We start from the raw sequence: 18,923 nt of genomic DNA on the forward strand, positions 1-18,923 counted from the left end.
TCATACGAGTGCTCGTATGACTGGTCGTAGAACCAAAAACTTCCCGCACTGCCCGCGCCCTCGTCAAAGGCGACAAGCATCCCGAAGGCCGAGGCCACCGCAAGGCGGCCTACCGGCAACGCTTACACTATGAGGGCTTCGAGGGCGTCAGCATCTCCGAATATGCCGGCATCGACAGCGTGGCGCGGATGGCCGCTTTCATCGCAGAGCATGGCGCACTCGGCGCGGGCTTGCTGGGGCATTTCGGTGGCGACATGGACCAAGCCGAAACCGCCTTTCAAGACTGCTATCATGGTCAGTACGCCAGCCTCGCCGACTATATGGAGGAATTGACCTCAGAGAGCGTCACGATCCCCGAGGCGCTGCGCTACTATGTCGATTGGCAGGCGATGGCGCGCGACGCTGAGATCGGTGGCGACCTGTTCACCATCGAGACGGCGCATGGCGAGGTGCATGTGTTTTCCAGCAGATGAGAACGTGAATGCCTGTCCGTGCTCATAAGGGCAGGCATCTCGAAAGCACCGGCTGTCGCTAAGCTAAAAACACCAAAGAATGATCGGGTTAGCCGCTCAAGGTATCTGCTTTGAGCGGCTTCTCTATTTCCAACGATCCTTGAACCTCTCTTTGCCGGGCGCTGCCCAGCATCCCGGCTTGGGGAGGTGACGCCATGCTCAGCATCGATTGGCGATCTCCGGCGGCATACGGGTACACAAAGCACATCCCTGCCGCTGGTTTCGCTTGGGAATACCTGCGCCGCAACGACGAATATCGTCGGGACTGCCAGACCATCGCATTGACCGGAGGGACAGATGCCCGCGACCTCGAAGAGTTCGCGCATCGCTGGGGTTTGCGATTTCCCGTGCGATCCAGACGCGCCGCATGAGCAGCATTCGCCAATCTGGAGTCCGCGCCTTCAACCGCAAGCCGTAATGTTGTCGCCCGTCAATCACAAGGACGACGACACCGAACCGGTACTGACGTTGGCGCATCTCGACGGCCTCGATATGCGCCGCGCGGCCGATGGCTGGCACGGCATCTGGCAGGTGGATGGCGTCGCGCATCAATTCTGGCTGCCAAAGGCGGTGCCCGACGCGGCAGCGTTCTACGCTGTCACGCTGCCGATGGATTCCTTTCTGGAGCTGCGCGCCCACGCTGCGCGCCGTCTTTGGCGGTCTCTCAACGGTCGCGCGCCCGGTCCCGACTTCCGGGCCGTTCCCGCCCAACTCCGGCAATGGCATATCCTGTCCCTGCGCGCGCTCGACGCCCGACTGCATGGCGAAAGTTATCGCACCATCGCTGAAGTCCTGCTCGGCTTTCGCGGCACCAAGGAGGACTTTGAGAGCGATCCTCGCAAGAACAAGGCCCGCCGCCTGGTCACGCACGGTATCAAGATGATGCGCGGCGGCTATCGCCTTCTGCTTCACTACCCGATCAAGCCCGGCAAGCGTTGATCGGGTGGCGTGACCCTCACGCCTTGTTGGCTGCCGCCTGCTCCAGAATCTTCCGATAGCCCTCACGCGACAGCCATTGCGCGCGTTCGAGATGGCTTCGCCAGCAACGGCGGGTGCGAAGTTCATCGGCGACCGGATCACGGTGCAACACGATCTGCGCGACTTCCTTCCAGTCCGCGCCCTCGGCCTTCGCATCGAGAAGGCGCAGATAGGTAACGTAATGCCGTTTGTCATAGACGGTTATGGTATCGCCGGTCGGCGCTTCATCGTCCACATCGGGATCGAGTTCGACGGGAACCCGCATAGTCACTCCTCCTAGGTTCCAGAGAGCCTTGTTTGCGGTGCGCCCCCGCAACTGGCCCCTCTACCTGGTGATCGGGGAGTTAGTAACCGTGACTAGACGGCCCCATGACCTTTAGGCGAGAAGCCCTGGACATACGCCATGGGCTCCCCGACCATAAGGTTCGAGGATGGTGGTGCCGTCACGGCCGGCACCAACCGCTAGTCAGGGGTTACTACGCCCCAGAGCAGCGCGTCTGCTCCGTCTACGTTTCTATCCGAGCCGGCCGTAAATGTCTTTGCCTATTCGGCGGGGCAGGCAGTGAGACGCTGAATTATCTCATTTATTAGCCCGCATCACCCCAGAGGGGGTGCCGCCAGCGCATAGGCGCAAATGCGGCACGCTACGCGCCGCCGATCCCTCGCCATGGTTCGCCACAGTCCGCTGCCGCCACCGGCAGCCCAATCCTGACTGGAGGTGATCCATGCCCAACCCGCTTGCGGGCCTGCCGCCGCGCCTGCTGCGCACCAAGGAAGCCGCGCGCTTCCTCGGCATATCCATCCGCACCCTTGAGAAGCATCGCACCTACGGGACCGGCCCGACCTATCGCAAGGTCGGCGGTCGCGTCCTCTACACCGTCCGCGATCTGGAAGACTGGAGCGCGGTCGGCGAACGCAAATCCACCCGCGACAAGACCGCCGGCACCGTCTTTCCCGCGCGTCCCCTCACGCCCGAAGAACGGGGCGACTGCTAGATGCTGCGCGAGGACGATCACGACCCCGCGCACCCGACCGAGGATAGCGAGCGCAGCCGTCTAGACCCCTTCGTGGTCGCAACGGGCGACGCGCCGCCGCGCGACCAGCGCGACTTGATGGAACGGCCGTTCTTCTCGCTGGCGAAGACCCCGCGCACCAAGCCGATTCTCTACAAGGCCGCCGACATAGAGGTGCAGGTGTTCGGGATGCCCGAGCATGGCATGGCGACCATATGGGACGCCGATGTGCTGATATGGGCGGCCTCGCAGATCGTTGCGGCCGAGAACAACGGCCTCACCACGTCGCGCTTTGTCCGGTTTACGCCCTACCATCTGTTGCGCGCCATCGGGCGGCCGACCGGCAATCACCAATACCGGCTTCTGAAAGCCGCGCTGGCGCGGCTGCAATCGACCGTCATTGCCACCACCATCCGCAACGGCCCGCATTGGCGTCGCCGGCAATTCTCATGGATCAACGAGTGGGAGGAAATGACGACGCGCGCCGGCCGCGTCGAGGGCATGGAATTTGTCCTGCCCGAATGGTTCTACAATAGCGTCATCGACCGCTCGCTGGTCCTGACCATCGACCCTGCCTATTTCCGGCTGACTGGCGGCATCGAGCGATGGCTTTACCGCGTCGCCAGAAAGCACGCCGGGCACCAGCGCCACGGCTGGATTTTCGAGGTCGCGCACCTTCATCAGAAATCCGGCAGCCTCGCCCGGCCGTCCGACTTCGCGCTCGACCTGCGCCGGATCGCGGCCCGCCAGCAACTCCCCGGCTACCGCCTCCAGATCGAGCGGGAAGACGGCCGCGAGCTGCTGCGCATCCGCCCCGAAAACTCATCAACAGGCACTGTTGATAACCCTGTTGATGCCATCGGCAGATCAGGCGCACGGGGTATCGGCACATCAGGCGCAGCACTATCGGCAGATCAGGCGCACGAACCGCAGCTAACGCTCTGGCGTGAAAAGCGGAATCCGACCGCTAACTTATCTAACAGAGAATCTAACTCTTTTTCTTTGACGCGCGCGCACCCGAAGCGTGGTGCCGGTTCTGCCCGAAGGGGCGAGCCATGACGGCCGCGCTCGACGCGCTGCGCCCGCGCAGCCCCCAGCACATCACCGGAGACAAACAATGACCCGTCGCGCCCACCGCAGCGCGCACGGCCGTCCGCTGCCGGACGGGCCTGCGCCCTTCACAACATTGGTCGAGCTGACCTTCGAGAAACGCAAGGTCGAGCACTGGATACGCTTCGGCCGCAAGAGCTACAAGCAGATCATCGACCGCCGCCGCAGCGTCGTCGGTTTCGCGCCGGGCAGCGTCTTTGCCTTCGTGCGATGGGCGAAGGGCGAGCACGGCACTGTCGTTTCCCGCATCGACATTGTGCGCGCCATCGGCCGGGGCGAGCCGTTCCAGACATTGCCGTTCGTGCGTCCCGGCGGCGAAATCCTGTTGCGCCTCGACGGCTGGCCGAAGGTGCAGCGTGCGCTTGTCGCTATCGACGCCGTGGATGCGCTCGGCCTCGATCCGGCCGACGCCTCACCGGAGCATTGGCGGCACGTCCATAACCGTTTGACCGCCAATCTGGAGCCGCACGCCTACACCCCCGAGCGACATGCCGCTTGGCTTCATCGCCGAAGGATCGACCCATGACGCGCCGCCGCACCCTCACGGTGACGGCGCTCGCCGCCATCGGCATCGCCGCCGCCAGCGCCGTCGATTGGCCCGTGAAACTCATCTGGAACGCGACGGCCAGCGCACCCATCGGCTTCTACACCATCGCACCGGCCGAGCGGATCGAGGTGCCCGAGATGGTCGCCGTCATGCCGCCCGAACCGCTCGCCGCCTTCATGGCCGAGCGCGGCTATATCACGCGCGGCGTCCCGCTGTTGAAGCGCGTCTTGGGCTTGCCGGGACAGCGGGTTTGCCGCACCGGCCGCACGATCACGGTGAACGGGATCGAGATGGGCGAGGCGCTGGAGCGCGACAGCCTCGGCCGTGATCTGCCCGTCTGGCGGGGCTGCCGAGTGATCGGCGACGGCCAGCTTTTCCTCATGAATTGGGAAGTCCGCGACAGCCTCGACGGCCGCTATTTCGGACCCACCCCCGCAGCTTCCGTCATCGGCCGAGCGGTCCCGCTCTGGACCGATGAGGAAGGCGTCGGCCGCTACGAGTGGCGCGCACCGACGCATTGAAACCATCCCCCGAAAGCCAACCGCAGGAGATTTCCCATGGCAGAAATAGGCACCTTCACCCGCACCGAAACCGGCTATGCCGGGGAGCTTCATTCGTTCGGCCTGCACGAAAAGCTGTTCATAGTCCCGGCCAAGCCAAGCGACGTGAAAAACGCGCCCGACTATCGCGTGCGCCTCGATAGCGAGGACGGCCCGGACGCCGGCCCGACATGGAAGGACGCCAGCGAAAATGCCGGCGACTTCGTGTCGATGAGGCTGGAGGGACCGATCTTCCCGTTCCCGATCCGCGCCAAGCTGTTCCAGTCCAACGACGATCCTTCGGTCTGGACGCTGCGTTGGAAGCACCCCCGGAAAGTCGAGGACGAGGAATGACGGCCGCGCGCGTCCGGCCCGCCATCCGGTCCAGGATCGTCATCCCTTTGTTCGCGGAAAAGCCGTCTCATCCCTCCGTCCCGCTCGGCCACCGGACGGCCGGCGCGCACAGCGAAGGTCAGGGGCGGCCATCGGCCGGCGCTAGCGCCTTGCCCTTGACCGCAGCGCGCACGCTGGCAGGCTGGTGTCGAAGCGGAGACAGGACTGCATGGCACTATGCCGTCCTGATACTGGCCGGCGCGCTTTCCGTTTGCGCGGGATCGGGCGTCGCGGTTGCACAATCCGCGCCCGTCGAGCGCCCGGCCGCCGCCCATCCTTATGCGGTCCACATCGCCGAGGCGTCGCAGCGTTTCGGCATCCCCGAGCAATGGATTCGTGCCGTGCTGCGCGCCGAAAGCGCGGGCGACGTGCGTGCGGTTTCGTCGGCCGGCGCGATGGGATTGATGCAGGTGATGCCCGACACATGGACGGGCCTGCGCATCCGCTACGGCCTCGGCCGCGACCCCTACGACTCGCGCGACAACATAATGGCTGGCACGGCCTACCTGCGCGAAATGTGGGATCGCTACGGCAATGTCGCGGCGATGCTCGCGGCATATAACGCCGGCCCCGGCCGCTATGACGAATACCTTGCGACCGGCCGCACCCTGCCGGCCGAAACGCGGGCCTATGTCGCCGCGCTCGCGCCGATCCTCGGCGGCGCGGCTGCAACCGAACCGCCGTCATCGGCACCGCCACCGCCGCCTGATTGGCGCGAGGCACCGCTGTTCGTCATGCGTCCGGGCGACACGCGGGCCGTCGCCGCGCCGCCGTCCGACGCACAATCCGGCGACGCCCGCGCGACCGTTCCGGCGCGCGATCCCGCCGATGCAGAGTCGCAGGGCGACAGCATTTTCGTCGCCGACGCGAGCGGTTCGGGAACGCCATGAGGGCGGCGTTCCCGCGCTCGGCGGCGCTCATTCCGGTGTCCAGTCAGGCAGGTTTTTGCCCGGCTGGATTCCCGGCAGGAGGGGCAGAAAAGGCAGAAAGGGCGGAGGGCAAGATTAAAGAAGACGGCACCATATCGGGCCGCTTCTGGAAATTGTTGTTGTCTGCACACTGGTTAGGTGGCCGGTTCCGGCACCATGGTTTTGAGGGGTCGCGTGCCGCGATTTCGCACAAAGCCTTGGCTTTGCTGGGTTTCGAGCGGCACCATAGGCCCATATCAGCCGTTTTTCGGTGGTTTTATCAGGAGTCGCGCCCATGAGCGCCGACGATGAAAACCGCTTCCGTCCGAAGCCGGGCCGTATCCGATCCGACACACCGAAGGCCGGCAAGACCAAGAGCTTTTTCACGCAGGTCAAGAAGATCACCCGGCAGCATCAGGCAGCAGCCTCCCGCGATCCTTCCATGCCGTCATCCGCTCGCCCGTCATCGCCGGGGCGGTCCCGTGCCGTGGTCGCCAGCGGCAAGGGCGTGAAGCGCGGCCGGGGCGCGAGCTTCGTGCGCGCTCGGAACATCTCCGGCCAATGGCATCATCGCCAGCCCGGCAGCCGCCGCGTGATCGTCAAGCAGCGCAGCGTTCGGGCCGCGTGGAAGGGCGCACGCGCCCGCGCGCATCTGCGCTATGTCCAGCGCGACGGCACGTCACGCGACGGCGAGCGGGGCCGGCTCTATTCGGCGACCGAGGACCGCGCCGATGGCGACGCCTTCCTTGATCGCGGCAAGGACGACCGCCACCAGTTCAGATTCATCGTCTCGCCCGAGGATGGCGCGGAGCTATCGGACCTCACGGCCTACACCCGCGATTTCATGAAGCAGGTGGAAGCCGACCTCGGCACGAAACTCGATTGGGTCGCCGTCAACCACTACAACACCGGCCATCCCCATGTGCATGTCATCGTCAACGGCCGCGACGAGATGGGCGAGGATCTAATCATCAATGGCGACTACCTCGCCAACGGCCTACGGGAGCGCGCCAGCGAGCTTGCCAGTCTGGAACTCGGCCCCGTCACCGAAATCGAGCAGACCCGCAAGCTGTCGGCCGAGATAGACCAGGACCGCTTCACCCGGATTGACCGCGCCATGGCCGAGGAAGCCGATGCCCGGTTCCTCGACCTGCGCCATGAACCGGCCGCACCGCGCCGCCAGTTCGAGCGCACCTTACGCCTGCGCCGTCTCGCCAAGCTGGAGAAGATGGGACTGGCGACCGAGCACGCGCCCGGCGTTTGGGAGTTGAGCAAGGACATGGAGCCGGCCCTGCGCGAGTTGGGCGAGCGCGGCGACATTATCCGCACCATGCAGAAGGCGCTCGGCCCGCAGGGAGGCGAACGCGATCCCATGAGCTTTCAAATCCATGACGGAGCGCCAGAGACACCCATCGTCGGCCGCGTCGTGGACAAGCACCTGTCGGACGAGCTGGGCGAGAACCTGACCATTGTGGTGGACGGGATCGACGGCAGGACGCACCACATCGCAGGCATCGCGCCCGAGCGGCTGGAGGACGCCCGCGTTTGCAGCGTCGTCCAGATCGGCCCGGCCGAGGCGACCGCCCGACCGTCCGAACGCGCCATTGCCGCCATCACCGAGGACGGCATCTATCGTCCGAGCCGCCATCTGGAGCAGGCGAAGTTCGAGGGCCGCGTTCCGGGCGGCGATTATGAGGGCTATGTCGATGCCCATGTCCGGCGACTGGAGGCATTGCGCCGCGCCGGGATCGTCGAGAGGATCGACGCCGACCAATGGCGCATCCCCGATGATCTGGTCAGCCGCGCCGCCGCCTATGACGCCGGCCGTGACCGGCAGGCCAGCGTTCGCATCCTTTCCCCGGTCGATCTAGGCAAGCAGATCGGATCGGACGGCACGACATGGCTGGACCGGCGATTGGTCCATGGCGAAACGGCCGACCTTGCGCCGGCCGGCTTCGGCCAGCAGGTGCGTGAGGCGATGGACCAGCGGCGCGAGCATCACATCGAACAGGGCGATGCCACCCGAGCACGGAACGGCCGCATCTTCTACCGGCGCAGCCTTCTCGCCACCTTGCGCGAGCGGGAGGTTGCCCGCATTGGCGCGGAGATGGCCGAGGGCAAGGGGTTGCCGTTCCGTGCCGCCACGGACGGCGAGAACGTCAGCGGCAAGTTCACCGGGACCGTTCAGCTATCGAGCGGCAAGTTCGCCGTGGTGGAAAAGAGCCATGAGTTCACGCTTGTCCCGTGGCGGCCGGTGATCGACCGCCAGCTCGGCCGCGAGATCACTGGCGTCGTGCAGGGCGGATCGGTGTCGTGGCAGTTGGGGCGAAGGCATGACCTTGGCCTTTAGCACATACGCGTGTTTCATCCGGTATCTATCATGCCCCGTGTATCTCACGCTGGATGCCGGCTATTGTAGGGGCCATCATTCAAGCGAGCAGTAGAAAAGAAGATATGCCGAGACCGAAACTTCATAGCGATGAGTTCATTCTAGATACCGCGCTAGGCATCCTTCTTCAGAAAGGTCCATCGGCCTTCACCCTCTCCGATGTTGCGGAAGCGGTCGGCATCTCGCGGGCTGCACTGATCCAGCGGTTCAAAGACAAGGCGACGCTGCATCTAGGCTCAGGACCCATTAATTGGATTCCCAGTGGGTCGTTGATCTGATTCACTGGCGACAGGAGGACCCTGTCATGAGTGATCTTTTCTGGCTGACGGACAAGCAGATGCGGCGGATAGAGCCGTATTTCCCACTCTCGCACGGCATCCCACGGGTGGACGACAAGCGGGTGCTGAGCGGCATCATCTTCGTGATCCGGAACGGCCTTCGCTGGCGTGACGCGCCCGCCGACTACGGGCCGCACAAGACCATCTACAACCGTTTCATCCGCTGGAGCCGGCTGGGCGTGTTCAACCGCATCTTCGCGGAGTTGTCGGCCAAAGGGCCCCAGCCTGAACGGCTGATGATCGACGCCACCCACCTCAAGGCCCATCGGACAGCAGCCAGCCTGCTCAAAAAGGGGCTGTTCCCCGACGTATCGGGCGCACCAAAGGCGGGTTGAACTCCAAGCTCCACGCTGTGTGCGACGGCCAAGGCCGCCCGCTGGTCATGCTGCTCTCCGAAGGCCAGATGAGCGACTACAAGGGCGCCGCCCTGATGATCGACGCCCTGCCCAAAGCCGGGGCCATGCTGGGCGACAGGGGCTACGACGCCGACTGGTTCCGGGCCGCCCTGATCCAGCGAGGCATCACCCCGTGCATCCCTTCAAAGGCCAACCGTAAGGTCCCGATCGATCACGACCGAACTCTCTACCGCCAACGCCACAGGATCGAGAACATGTTCGGCAGGCTCAAGGACTGGCGACGCATCCACACCCGCTATGACCGATGCGCCCACACCTTCATGTCTGCCATAGCCATCGCCGCAACCGTCATCTTCTGGTTATGACGCAATGAGTCCTGAGCCTAAAGGTCATGGAGCGCAACACGCAGGAGGTGCGCGACTATTTCGCGGGTGCGAGTCCCGAAAAGGGCCTCGATCCGCTGTGGGCGATGCTCAAGGACCTCATCGCCGGTATGGGTGACGGTGCCGGAACGGAAGGCTACCTTCTTCTATTGTGGGGAGACGTTCAGGAGCCGTCGCTTCGCGCCCTTGCGGCGGAGCGGAACAGACTGGTCCTGAAAGCTATCGAGGCACGACTGCCCGCCGGGCCGCGCCCACCCGAGCATACCGCCGGCTTGATTCAGACGGTCATTCAGGGGTCTTGCATGCAATGGCTCGTTGAGCCGGAAGGCGAGCTAGCGGCTTTCATGACCAAGCGCACCCACATGCTTCTGTCCGTCCTCTATCCCGACCATGTGTTCGGGTAACACCATCTGGAGGGTTGTTTATAACAGTCGTGTCGGTTATTTATAAGGCATGCGCCACGGTATCGCCGGGCACGGAAACCCGGAACGACTATCATGCCTATACAAGAACCCAGCCCGTTGGGGGCCGAACGACAAAAAGCACTGCCTGCGCCAACCTTGGCGCTGAACCTCATGGCCGACGAGTTCGATGCGTTGAACGCGAGCAGCGGGCCGCAAATCGCCTATCGCGACCTGTTCTGCCCACACATGGACCTGCCGCGCGCCTTGCGGAACTGGTCAGAGGCTCGGGGCGTCCAGTTGCGGAGCCTTCGCAAAATCACGCATGAGCGCGGCGGTCGGTCGCAGAAGGTGCTTTTCGGCCTTCATGACGGTTATGCCGTTGAAAGCGTTCTGATCCGTCGTCACGACGGACACACCGCCTGTATTTCGTCACAGGTTGGATGTGCCTTCGCCTGCCAGTTCTGCGCTTCCGGCCAAGCCGGCCTCAAGCGCAACCTTTCGGCGGGCGAGATTGTCGAACAGGTCGTTCAACTCGGGCCGAAGGTCAACCGGATCGTGTTCATGGGCATCGGCGAGCCTTTGAACAACTACGAGCAGGTGATGAAGGCGATTCGTATCCTGCGCGACCGGCGAGGGATGAATTTTCCCACCACGGGAATCACGCTTTCGACCATCGGCATACCGAAGGCTCTAGCGCAATTGCGAGAAGAGCATCTGGCGATCAATCTGACTATATCGCTGCATGCGACGACGCAGGAAGTTCGCGACCGTCTCATCCCCGGATCGCGTAAGCACGACATCAAGGAGGTCATCGCGCGCGCTTCGTCATGGGCGGAACGGCACAACCGGATCGTCACCTTTGTCTATCTGGTCCTCCCCGGCATCAACGACACGCTTGCTGATGCGAAACGGCTTGCCGGTCTCATGAACAAGCGAAGGGCGCGTGTGAACCTTATGCGCTGGAATCCTGTCGATGGCATCGCGCTTGATCGAACCGGCGACCGCAGCCTCGGACTTTTCCGTGAAGTGCTGGATCGCGCCGGTGTGCCGGTCGTGGTGCGGGATACACAGGGGCGGGATATTTCGGCGGCATGCGGTCAGCTCTGGTTGCGCGATCTGCGCGGAATCCCGGTCGAAAAACGCGGAGCCACAAAAAAGGCCGCCTAGCGGGAGCATAGGATGCGGCGTTCGAAAAGACATGCGAACGATGCCTTCCGATCAAGTGAAACGCTGCTCGGGTCGCGCATACCTCTCTTGTCGCTGATCCAGACGCTTGCGGTCGCTGAATATCTCAACTTCCGCCACGCAGCGAACGCACTCGGGGTTGCACAATCCAGCGTCAGCGCCCGCGTGAAGGCGCTGGAAGAAGACCTTGGCATCCTCCTGTTCGAGCGTCGTGCGCGTGGCGTTCGGTTGACCGAAGCCGGACGCCACTTCGTCGAGCGGATCGCAGCCGGCGTCGATCAACTCGACCATGCGGTGAAGACCGCAGGCATGGCGGCGACGGGGGAATGGGGCCGCCTGCGCATCGGCGTCCATGCCTTGATTCCGCGCAGCTTCCTCGCCGATCTGATCGGGCAGTATCGGGAAAACCATCCCGGCATCGAGGTCGAAATCACCGAAGGCACGGCCCGCGATGCGGTCATGCAGCTTCGTGCCGACCGGCTGGACGTGGCGTTCGTCGCTGGCACACCAGAGCTGCCCGACTGCCATACACGGCCGGTCTGGACTGAATCGCTGGTAGCGGTGCTACCGGATAGGCATCGTCTTGCCGGGCAGCCGGCAATCACTTGGGCCGATCTGGTCGGCGAAACCTTCCTTGTCCGCTATGGTGGCACTGGCCCGCAGGTTCATGACCATATCGTGCTGCGCCTTGCCGGGCGCTGGCCCGCGCCTTCGATACTGCGCTTCGACGTAGGACGTGGCACGCTACTATCCATGGTCGGACAGGGATTCGGCATTACCATCGTCGGGGCAGCGACGGCACTGCTGCCGACTGCCGGCATCACCTTCCTGCCTTTCGCCGATGAGCCAGAGCCGGTTGCCTTTACCGCCGTCTGGTCGCCGTTCAATCGAAGCGCCGCGCTCCGTGATCTGCTCTCTCTCGCAAAAGAAATGGGTCGGCTGATCCGCGTCGACTGAACCTCTGCCGTTCCAGCCAACCGCCAAAGCAAGGCATAGGGGTTTCATACGGCCAAGAATGACGGGAACGTCAACAGCGGGGGATTGGGTGGCTACGAGCCAGCGATACGGCATTGCGAGGCAACAGCTGATCGTATAAGTGATAGCTAGTCAAATTTGTGATCGTGGAGTGGTCAGCATGGGAAATCCAAAGTCAGCAGACAAGTAAGCCGCAACAGCAAAATTGTTGTTGCGGCGCTCTGTGAGACCAATCCCATGTGATTGCTGATGTGCAGACGCCGCCCGAGATTTCTTAATCGAGCGGTTGACTTATCATGACCATCACACGCCCTGCATGGGCCTATACGCTGCCGGCAGCCCTACTGCTGATGGCTCCCTTCGACATCCTCGCTTCACTGGCGATGGATATTTATCTCCCCGTCGTTCCAGCGATGCCCGGCATCCTGAACACGACGCCCGCCATGATCCAACTCACGTTGAGCCTCTATATTGTGATGCTCGGTGTGGGCCAGGTGATTTTTGGTCCGCTCTCAGACCGCATCGGGCGACGGCCAATTCTACTTGCGGGCGCAACGGCTTTCGTCATTGCGTCTCTGGGAGCAGCTTGGTCTTCAACTGCACCAGCCTTTGTCGCTTTCCGTCTGCTTCAAGCAGTCGGCGCGTCGGCCATGCTGGTGGCGACGTTCGCGACGGTTCGCGACGTTTATGCCAGTCGTCCTGAGGGTGTCGTCATCTACGGCCTTTTCAGTTCGATGCTGGCGTTCGTACCTGCGCTCGGCCCTATCGCCGGAGCGTTGATCGGCGAGTTCTTGGGATGGCAGGCGATATTCATTGCTTTGGCTATACTGGCGATGCTCGCACTCCTAAATGCGGGTTTCAGGTGGCACGAAACCCGCCCTCTGGATCAAGCGAAGACGCGCCGATCTGTTTTGCCGATCTTCGCGAGTCCGGCTTTTTGGGTTTACACCATCGGCTTTAGCGCCGGTATGGGCACCTTCTTCGTCTTCTTCTCGACGGCTCCCCGTGTGCTCATAGGCCAAGCGGAATATTCCGAGATCGGATTCAGCTTTGCCTTCGCCACTGTCGCGCTTGTAATGATCGTGACAACTCGTTTCGCGAAGTCCTTTGTCACCAGATGGGGCATCGCGGGATGCGTAGCGCGTGGAATGGCGTTGCTCGTTTTCGGGGCGGTCCTGTTGGGGATCGGCGAACTCTTCGGTTCGCCGTCATTCCTCACCTTCATCGTGCCGATGTGGCTCATGGCGGTCGCCATTGTCTTCACTGTGTCCGTTACCGCGAACGGCGCTTTGGCAGAGTTCGACGACATCGCAGGATCAGCGGTCGCGTTCTACTTCTGCGTTCAAAGCCTGATAGTCAGCATTGTCGGGACATTGGCGGTGACGCTGTTAAACGGTGACACAGCGTGGCCGGTGATCTGTTACGCCACGGCGATGGCAGTGCTGGTGTCGTTGGGGCTGGCGCTCCTTCGGCTCCGTGGGACTGCCACCGAGAAGTCGCCAGTCGTCTAACCGACGACTGGTGGCAGGCCCGCTCCGATGCGGCGCACTAACCATCGAAACCTCGTGAATGGCGGTATCCTGTCTGGCAGGATACCGCTCATTTCCCTTGTTCAGTTCATCGCCGTCGCCGAGCATCTGAATTTTCGGCATGCGGCCAAGGCACTCGGCGTCAGCCAGTCGAGCGTCAGCGCGCGTGTGAAAGCGCTGGAGGATAACCTTGGTATCCTGCTGTTTGAGCGCCATGCGCGGGGCGTTCGGCTAACAGACGCAGGCAGGCACTTCATGGAGCGTGTCACGGCGGGTGTCGATCAACTCGATCACGCGGTGAAGACCGCCGGCATGACAGCTCAAGGAGAATGTGGCCGGCTTCGCATCGGCATCCATGCCTTGATCCCACGCAGCTTTCTCACGGAGCTGATCCGTCATTATCGGGAAGCCCATACCGGCATTGAGGTCGAGATAACCGAAGGCACGGCCCGCGATGCGGTGATGCAGCTTCGTGCTGACCAGCTCGACGTGGCGTTCGTCGCGGGCAAGCCCGAGATGCCCGACTGCCATACCCGACCGATCTGGACCGAACCGCTGGTGGTGGTGCTATCGGATGGGCATCGCCTCGCCGGGCAGTCCGCAATCACTTGGTCCGATCTGGTCGGCGAGACTTTCATTGTTCGCTATGGTGGCACCGGCCCGCAGGTCCATGACCATATCGTGCTGCGCCTTGCCGGGCGTTGGCCCGCACCGTCGATCCTGCGCTTTGATGTGGGGCGCGGCACGCTGCTATCTATGGTCGGACAAGGCTTCGGCATCACTATCGTCGGCGAGGCCACGTCATTATTGCCGACGACCGGCATCGTCTTCCTGCCCTTCCTCGATGAACCGGAGCCGGTTGCCTTTACAGCCGTCTGGTCGCCGTTCAATCGCAGCTCCGCACTGAAAAATCTACTCAACCTCGCAGGCAAAATGAAGCGTGACGGCGATTCGCCCAATCGTTTCCTAGATGGCACTCGACCGGCACGATAACGGCAAAGGCGACCCGTCCTATTTGCCGCCGATAGTATCCGGCAGCCCTCCGGCATCCTCTTTCCTGTTGCCCGTCCCGATTTTGCCTACTCTCTGATCGGCTCCGTCTTTTTTTGCCGACTGGAGCCTGTATGCGCGGAGGCCGAATCCTTTGGGGGCAGATTGGTGCCGTCTTCACCATCGTTCTGGTGATGGTGTGGGCAGCGACGCAATGGACGGCGTTCCGCCTCGGCTTCCAGCCGCAGCTTGGAGCACCATGGTTCGAGCTGGCGGGCCTGCCGGTCTATTATCCGCCCGCCTTCTTCTGGTGGTGGTTTTCGTTCGACGCCTACGCGCCCGCGATCTTCGTCGAGGGCGGCATCATCGCGGTATCGGGCGGCTTCCTCGCCATCGCCGCCGCCATCTTCATGTCGATCATCCGGGCGCGGGAAGCGCGCAACGTCGCCACCTATGGATCGGCGCGATGGGCCGAGGGCAAGGAAATCCATGCGGCCGGATTGCTCGGCCCCGATGGCGTCCTGCTCGGCCGATACGACCGGGACTATCTGCGCCATGATGGTCCTGAGCATGTCCTATGCTTCGCCCCGACGCGCAGCGGCAAAGGTGTCGGGCTGGTGGTGCCGACGCTGCTGACATGGCCGGCATCCGCCATCGTTCACGACATAAAGGGCGAGAACTGGACCCTGACAGCGGGCTTTCGCGCGAAGCATGGCCGTGTGCTGCTGTTCGATCCCACGAACGCCAGATCGTCCGCCTACAATCCGTTGCTCGAAGTCCGGCAAGGCGAATGGGAAGTCCGCGACGTGCAGAATATCGCGGATATTCTGGTCGATCCCGAAGGCAGTCTCGACAAGCGCAACCATTGGGAAAAGACCAGCCATAGCTTGCTGGTCGGCGCGATCCTGCATGTTCTCTATGCGGAGAAGGACAAGACCTTGGCGGGCGTCGCCAACTTCCTGTCCGATCCCCGCCGCCCGGTCGAGGCAACCTTGCGCGCGATGATGGACACGCCGCATCTCGGCGAAGCAGGCGCTCATCCCGTCATCGCGTCGTCCGCCCGCGAACTGTTGAACAAATCCGAGAACGAGCGGTCGGGCGTGCTCTCCACCGCCATGTCGTTTCTCGGCCTCTACCGCGATCCCGTGGTGGCGCGGGTGACGGCGCGGTGCGACTGGCGCATTGCCGACCTGGTCGGCAGCCGCCAGCCCGTCACGCTCTATCTGGTCGTGCCGCCATCCGACATAAACCGCACCAAGCCGCTCATTCGCCTGATCCTCAACCAGATCGGCAGGCGGTTGACCGAGGAACTGACCACCTCCGGCAAGCGCCATCGGCTGCTGTTGATGCTGGACGAGTTTCCGGCGCTCGGCCGGCTCGACTTCTTTGAACCGGCGCTCGCCTTCATGGCGGGGTATGGAATCAAAGGCTTCCTGATCGCGCAGAGCCTCAACCAGATCGAGCGCGCCTATGGCCCGAACAACGCGATCCTCGACAACTGCCATGTGCGCGTCAGCTTCGCCACGAACGACGAAAGGACGGCCAAGCGGGTGAGCGACGCACTCGGCACCGCGACCGAACTGCGCGACTCCACCAACTACGCCGGGCACAGATTGGCCCCGTGGCTTGGGCATCTCATGGTTTCACGGCAGGAGACGGCCCGCCCGCTACTCACGCCGGGCGAAATCATGCAGCTTCCGCCCACCGATGAAATCGTCATGGTCGCGGGCACGCCGCCGATCCGCGCGACCAAGGCCCGCTATTTCGAGGACGCGCGGTTGCAGGAACGCATCCTGACCCCGCCCGATCTGGTCGCCGCTCCGCTGGCGCCCAGTCCATCCGCCGATGATTGGTCCGGCCGCGTGGTCGCGGCGGAAAGCCGTTCCGCGACGAGCGGAAACGCGGCCGATGGCGATCCGGCCAATGCCGGCATCCGCCGCGAGCCGGAATTGCCGGAGCATGAGGAAATCGTCGCCCCGCCGCCATCACCCGAACAGGAGTTCGAGTTTGTGGACGACGAGCCGGACGTTGACGCGGCCAAGGCCCGCGCCATGCGCCAACGTATGAGGATGGTCGCGCGGCAGGTCGCATTGAACCCCGATGACGGAATCGACCTTTGAGGACACGACCATGGCAACCAGAACCCGCCTGAATCTCTATTTCGACCCCGCGCTCATTCCGCAGATCGAAGCGATGGCGCTGCGCCGCTCGGTGGCGCTGCGCCGTAATGTCTCAAAATCCGCCATCGTGGAGGCGGCGGTCATATCTTACCTGTCCGGCGATGCCGACGACCAGCTTGAAGCCGCCATGTCGCGCCGCATGGACAAGCTCGGCCGCCAGATCGACACGCTCGACCTGGATCTCGCCGTCCTCGGCGAGACGGTCGCGCAGTTCATCCATTTCTGGATGACCATCACACCGCCGCTTACGGGAGCCGCACAATCCGCTGCCCGAGCGAAAGGCGCGGAGCGGTTCGAGGGCTTCATGCAAAATCTCGGCCGGCGTCTGGCGACGGGCGACAGGTTCCTCAAGGAGCTGTCGCGTGACCTCGACTCACTTCCCGACGATCAGTTGCCGGACGAGTCCGAGAGCAACGGCGATCAAGAATGAGTATTCGGACCCATCCTATTTACCGCCGTTCGCCGCCGATCACCGCCGCCTCATAGATACTTGTTGAACCGGCCGCATTTCGGTCTCTCTTAATCGACCCCGATCTGGGGATTGCCTGTCGCGCCCCATGAAGAAACGGGGCCGACATGACCACCAACCACCAAAAACCGGAATCCATCGCGCGCGGCGCGCGCATGTTGCGCACCGCGCTCGGCCCCGCCATTGCCCGGCTGCTCGAAGACCCGGCCGTCGTCGAGGTGATGCTGAACCCGGACGGTCGCCTTTGGGTGGACCGGCTATCCGAAGGGCTTTCCGACACGGGCGAGCGACTGTCCGCCGCCGATGGCGAACGCATCGTTCGGCTAGTCGCGCATCATGTCGGCGCGGAGGTTCATGCCCGCAGCCCCCGCGTCTCGGCCGAACTGCCCGAGAGCGGGGAGCGGTTTGAAGGGCTATTGCCGCCCGTGGTCGCTGCCCCGACCTTCGCCATCCGCAAGCCCGCCGTCGCGGTGTTCACGCTCGACGACTATGTGGCGGCGGGCATCATGTCCACCGATCAGGCGGAAACGCTGCGCGAAGCCGTCGCATCCCGCGCCAATATCTTGGTAGCGGGCGGCACCAGCACCGGCAAAACCACGCTGACCAATGCGCTGCTCGCCGAGGTGGCGAAGACGGCGGATCGCGTCGTCATCATCGAGGACACGCGCGAGCTGCAATGCGCCGCGCCCAACCTTGTCGCCATGCGGACGAAAGACGGCGTGGCGACGCTTTCCGATCTGGTCCGGTCCTCGCTGCGCCTGCGCCCCGACCGCATCCCTATCGGCGAGGTGCGCGGATCGGAAGCCCTCGACCTGCTCAAAGCATGGGGCACGGGCCATCCGGGCGGGATCGGCACCATTCATGCAGGCACCGGCATCGGCGCGCTGCGCCGCCTTGAACAGCTCATCCAAGAGGCTGTCGTCACCGTCCAGCGCGCCCTGATCGCCGAGACAATCGACCTCGTTGCCGTCCTTTCCGGGCGCGGTTCCGCGCGCCGGCTGGCCGAACTCGCCCGCGTCGAAGGGCTGGGACCGGACGGCGACTACCGCATCACGCATCCCATCCCTTTGGCAATCCCCACCAGCACAGGAGAATCTTCATGATCCGCACGATTTCGCGCGGCTATCGCTTCGCCGCGACCGCCGCATCCACCCTTGTCATCAGCTTCATGCTCGCCCCGGCCGCCCATGCGTCCGGTTCGTCGATGCCGTGGGAAGCACCGCTCCAAAGCATCCTCCAGTCCATCGAAGGGCCGGTTGCCAAGATCATCGCCGTCATCATCATCATCGTGACCGGCCTGACTTTGGCCTTCGGCGATACGGGCGGCGGCTTTCGCAAGCTGATCCAGATCGTGTTCGGCCTGTCCATCGCCTTCGCGGCGTCGAGCTTCTTCCTGTCGTTCTTCTCGTTCGGCGGCGGGGCGCTCATCTGATGGCGGGCGGCCTCGAACAGCTCGACGCGGTGCCGGGGTTCACGGTCCCGGTCCATCGGGCGCTGACCGAGCATATTTTGCTCGGCGGCGCACCGCGCTCCATCGCGATTCTGAACGGCACGCTGGCCGGGGCCGTGGGCCTCGGCCTGCGCCTCTGGCTGGTCGGCATCGCCATCTGGGCCATCGGTCATTTCGCGGCCGTGTGGGCGGCAAAGCGCGATCCCCTCTTTGTCGAGGTCGGGCGGCGGCATCTGCGCATCCCCGGCCATCTGGCGGTGTGAGGGAGGCGCGTC

At 63.6% G+C, this 18,923-nt stretch carries 23 protein-coding genes and 2 pseudogenes; 24 read left to right on the plus strand and 1 reads right to left on the minus strand.

From position 1 onward, the window contains the following. Positions 1–20: 20 nt before the first annotated feature. The 3 genes from NZL82_RS18355 to NZL82_RS18365 all read left to right on the plus strand — a co-directional run bounded on the left by NZL82_RS18355 (position 21) and on the right by NZL82_RS18365 (position 1,451). Positions 21–473: an antirestriction protein ArdA gene (locus NZL82_RS18355; protein WP_261271201.1), complete on the plus strand. Its 453-nt coding sequence runs from the start codon at positions 21–23 to the stop codon at positions 471–473. A gap of 194 nt (positions 474–667) precedes the next feature. Then, positions 668–883 (plus strand): transcriptional regulator domain-containing protein, encoded by a 216-nt coding sequence (locus NZL82_RS18360; RefSeq protein ID WP_207588946.1) that lies wholly within the window; start codon positions 668–670, stop codon positions 881–883. A gap of 46 nt (positions 884–929) precedes the next feature. Then, complete coding sequence (locus NZL82_RS18365) at positions 930–1,451, plus strand: DUF2285 domain-containing protein (protein ID WP_207588944.1); 522 nt, start codon at positions 930–932, stop codon at positions 1,449–1,451. Positions 1,452–1,467: 16 nt separating this feature from the next. On the opposite strand, the gene NZL82_RS18370 is transcribed toward NZL82_RS18365, so the two are convergent. Next, on the minus strand, positions 1,468–1,755 hold the full coding sequence (locus NZL82_RS18370; RefSeq protein ID WP_207588942.1) for a DNA -binding domain-containing protein: 288 nt from the start codon (positions 1,753–1,755) through the stop codon (positions 1,468–1,470). Positions 1,756–2,215: 460 nt separating this feature from the next. Between NZL82_RS18370 and NZL82_RS18375 the strand changes: the two genes are divergently transcribed. The 21 genes and pseudogenes from NZL82_RS18375 to NZL82_RS18470 all read left to right on the plus strand — a co-directional run bounded on the left by NZL82_RS18375 (position 2,216) and on the right by NZL82_RS18470 (position 18,911). Next, positions 2,216–2,485 carry an AlpA family transcriptional regulator gene (locus NZL82_RS18375; RefSeq protein ID WP_024353481.1) on the plus strand — a complete coding sequence of 90 codons (270 nt, stop codon included), beginning with the start codon at positions 2,216–2,218 and terminating at the stop codon, positions 2,483–2,485. Next, positions 2,486–3,562: a replication initiator protein A gene (locus NZL82_RS18380; protein WP_207588940.1), complete on the plus strand. Its 1,077-nt coding sequence runs from the start codon at positions 2,486–2,488 to the stop codon at positions 3,560–3,562. A 58-nt stretch (positions 3,563–3,620) separates the two neighbouring features. Beyond that, a complete protein-coding gene (locus NZL82_RS18385) occupies positions 3,621–4,139 on the plus strand; it encodes a DUF2840 domain-containing protein (RefSeq protein WP_207588938.1) in 519 nt (172 codons plus the stop codon). Continuing rightward, the gene (locus tag NZL82_RS18390; RefSeq protein WP_207588936.1) at positions 4,136–4,681 is read left to right on the plus strand and encodes a S26 family signal peptidase; all 546 of its coding nucleotides are present in this window, start codon (positions 4,136–4,138) and stop codon (positions 4,679–4,681) included. Before NZL82_RS18385 ends, NZL82_RS18390 begins: the two co-directional genes overlap by 4 nt. Before the next feature lie 36 nt (positions 4,682–4,717). Beyond that, on the plus strand, positions 4,718–5,053 hold the full coding sequence (locus NZL82_RS18395) for a DUF736 domain-containing protein (RefSeq protein WP_207588934.1): 336 nt from the start codon (positions 4,718–4,720) through the stop codon (positions 5,051–5,053). Next, positions 5,050–5,982 (plus strand): lytic transglycosylase domain-containing protein, encoded by a 933-nt coding sequence (locus NZL82_RS18400; RefSeq protein ID WP_261271191.1) that lies wholly within the window; start codon positions 5,050–5,052, stop codon positions 5,980–5,982. Before NZL82_RS18395 ends, NZL82_RS18400 begins: the two co-directional genes overlap by 4 nt. Positions 5,983–6,442: 460 nt before the next feature. Next, a pseudogene (locus NZL82_RS19870) lies at positions 6,443–6,943 on the plus strand (relaxase/mobilization nuclease domain-containing protein); the annotation flags it as partial. A gap of 285 nt (positions 6,944–7,228) precedes the next feature. After that, positions 7,229–8,350: a DUF3363 domain-containing protein gene (locus NZL82_RS18405; RefSeq protein WP_230999696.1), complete on the plus strand. Its 1,122-nt coding sequence runs from the start codon at positions 7,229–7,231 to the stop codon at positions 8,348–8,350. Between the two features lie 104 nt (positions 8,351–8,454). Beyond that, positions 8,455–8,667, plus strand: coding sequence for a TetR/AcrR family transcriptional regulator (locus tag NZL82_RS19875; RefSeq protein WP_405051392.1), 213 nt, complete (start codon positions 8,455–8,457; stop codon positions 8,665–8,667). A gap of 26 nt (positions 8,668–8,693) precedes the next feature. Further along, a protein-coding gene (locus NZL82_RS18415) for an IS5 family transposase (RefSeq protein WP_261271192.1) occupies positions 8,694–9,448 on the plus strand; the annotation gives its coding sequence in 2 pieces (ribosomal slippage) (positions 8,694–9,027 and positions 9,027–9,448; 756 coding nt in all). A 26-nt stretch (positions 9,449–9,474) separates the two neighbouring features. Next, a complete protein-coding gene (locus NZL82_RS18420) occupies positions 9,475–9,870 on the plus strand; it encodes a hypothetical protein (protein WP_230998746.1) in 396 nt (131 codons plus the stop codon). Positions 9,871–10,026: 156 nt separating this feature from the next. Further along, entirely contained in the window at positions 10,027–11,037 is a 1,011-nt protein-coding gene (gene rlmN / locus NZL82_RS18425; RefSeq protein WP_232231057.1) for a 23S rRNA (adenine(2503)-C(2))-methyltransferase RlmN, read from the plus strand. Between the two features lie 12 nt (positions 11,038–11,049). Beyond that, positions 11,050–12,012, plus strand: coding sequence for a LysR family transcriptional regulator (locus tag NZL82_RS18430; protein WP_029074207.1), 963 nt, complete (start codon positions 11,050–11,052; stop codon positions 12,010–12,012). Positions 12,013–12,326: 314 nt separating this feature from the next. Next, the gene (floR, locus tag NZL82_RS18435) at positions 12,327–13,541 is read left to right on the plus strand and encodes a chloramphenicol/florfenicol efflux MFS transporter FloR (protein ID WP_099547421.1); all 1,215 of its coding nucleotides are present in this window, start codon (positions 12,327–12,329) and stop codon (positions 13,539–13,541) included. A 27-nt stretch (positions 13,542–13,568) separates the two neighbouring features. Next, a pseudogene (locus NZL82_RS18440) lies at positions 13,569–13,868 on the plus strand (LysR family transcriptional regulator); the annotation flags it as partial. Between the two features lie 3 nt (positions 13,869–13,871). Then, entirely contained in the window at positions 13,872–14,552 is a 681-nt protein-coding gene (locus NZL82_RS18445) for a LysR family substrate-binding domain-containing protein (protein WP_261271202.1), read from the plus strand. Positions 14,553–14,683: 131 nt separating this feature from the next. After that, positions 14,684–16,669, plus strand: a complete 1,986-nt coding sequence (locus NZL82_RS18450; RefSeq protein ID WP_261271193.1) for a conjugal transfer protein TraG — start codon at positions 14,684–14,686, stop codon at positions 16,667–16,669. Beyond that, on the plus strand, positions 16,650–17,159 hold the full coding sequence (locus NZL82_RS18455) for a CopG family transcriptional regulator (protein WP_090613559.1): 510 nt from the start codon (positions 16,650–16,652) through the stop codon (positions 17,157–17,159). Before NZL82_RS18450 ends, NZL82_RS18455 begins: the two co-directional genes overlap by 20 nt. 146 nt (positions 17,160–17,305) lie before the next feature. Further along, a complete protein-coding gene (trbB, locus tag NZL82_RS18460; RefSeq protein WP_099547423.1) occupies positions 17,306–18,301 on the plus strand; it encodes a P-type conjugative transfer ATPase TrbB in 996 nt (331 codons plus the stop codon). Next, the gene (locus NZL82_RS18465; protein WP_029074212.1) at positions 18,298–18,630 is read left to right on the plus strand and encodes a TrbC/VirB2 family protein; all 333 of its coding nucleotides are present in this window, start codon (positions 18,298–18,300) and stop codon (positions 18,628–18,630) included. The genes trbB and NZL82_RS18465 overlap by 4 nt, the downstream gene beginning before the upstream one ends. After that, the gene (locus tag NZL82_RS18470) at positions 18,630–18,911 is read left to right on the plus strand and encodes a VirB3 family type IV secretion system protein (protein ID WP_029074213.1); all 282 of its coding nucleotides are present in this window, start codon (positions 18,630–18,632) and stop codon (positions 18,909–18,911) included. Before NZL82_RS18465 ends, NZL82_RS18470 begins: the two co-directional genes overlap by 1 nt. Positions 18,912–18,923: the final 12 nt, after the last annotated feature.

This window comes from Sphingomonas sp. LC-1 (assembly GCF_025371035.1).
Lineage (GTDB): Bacteria > Pseudomonadota > Alphaproteobacteria > Sphingomonadales > Sphingomonadaceae > Sphingomonas > Sphingomonas sanguinis_E.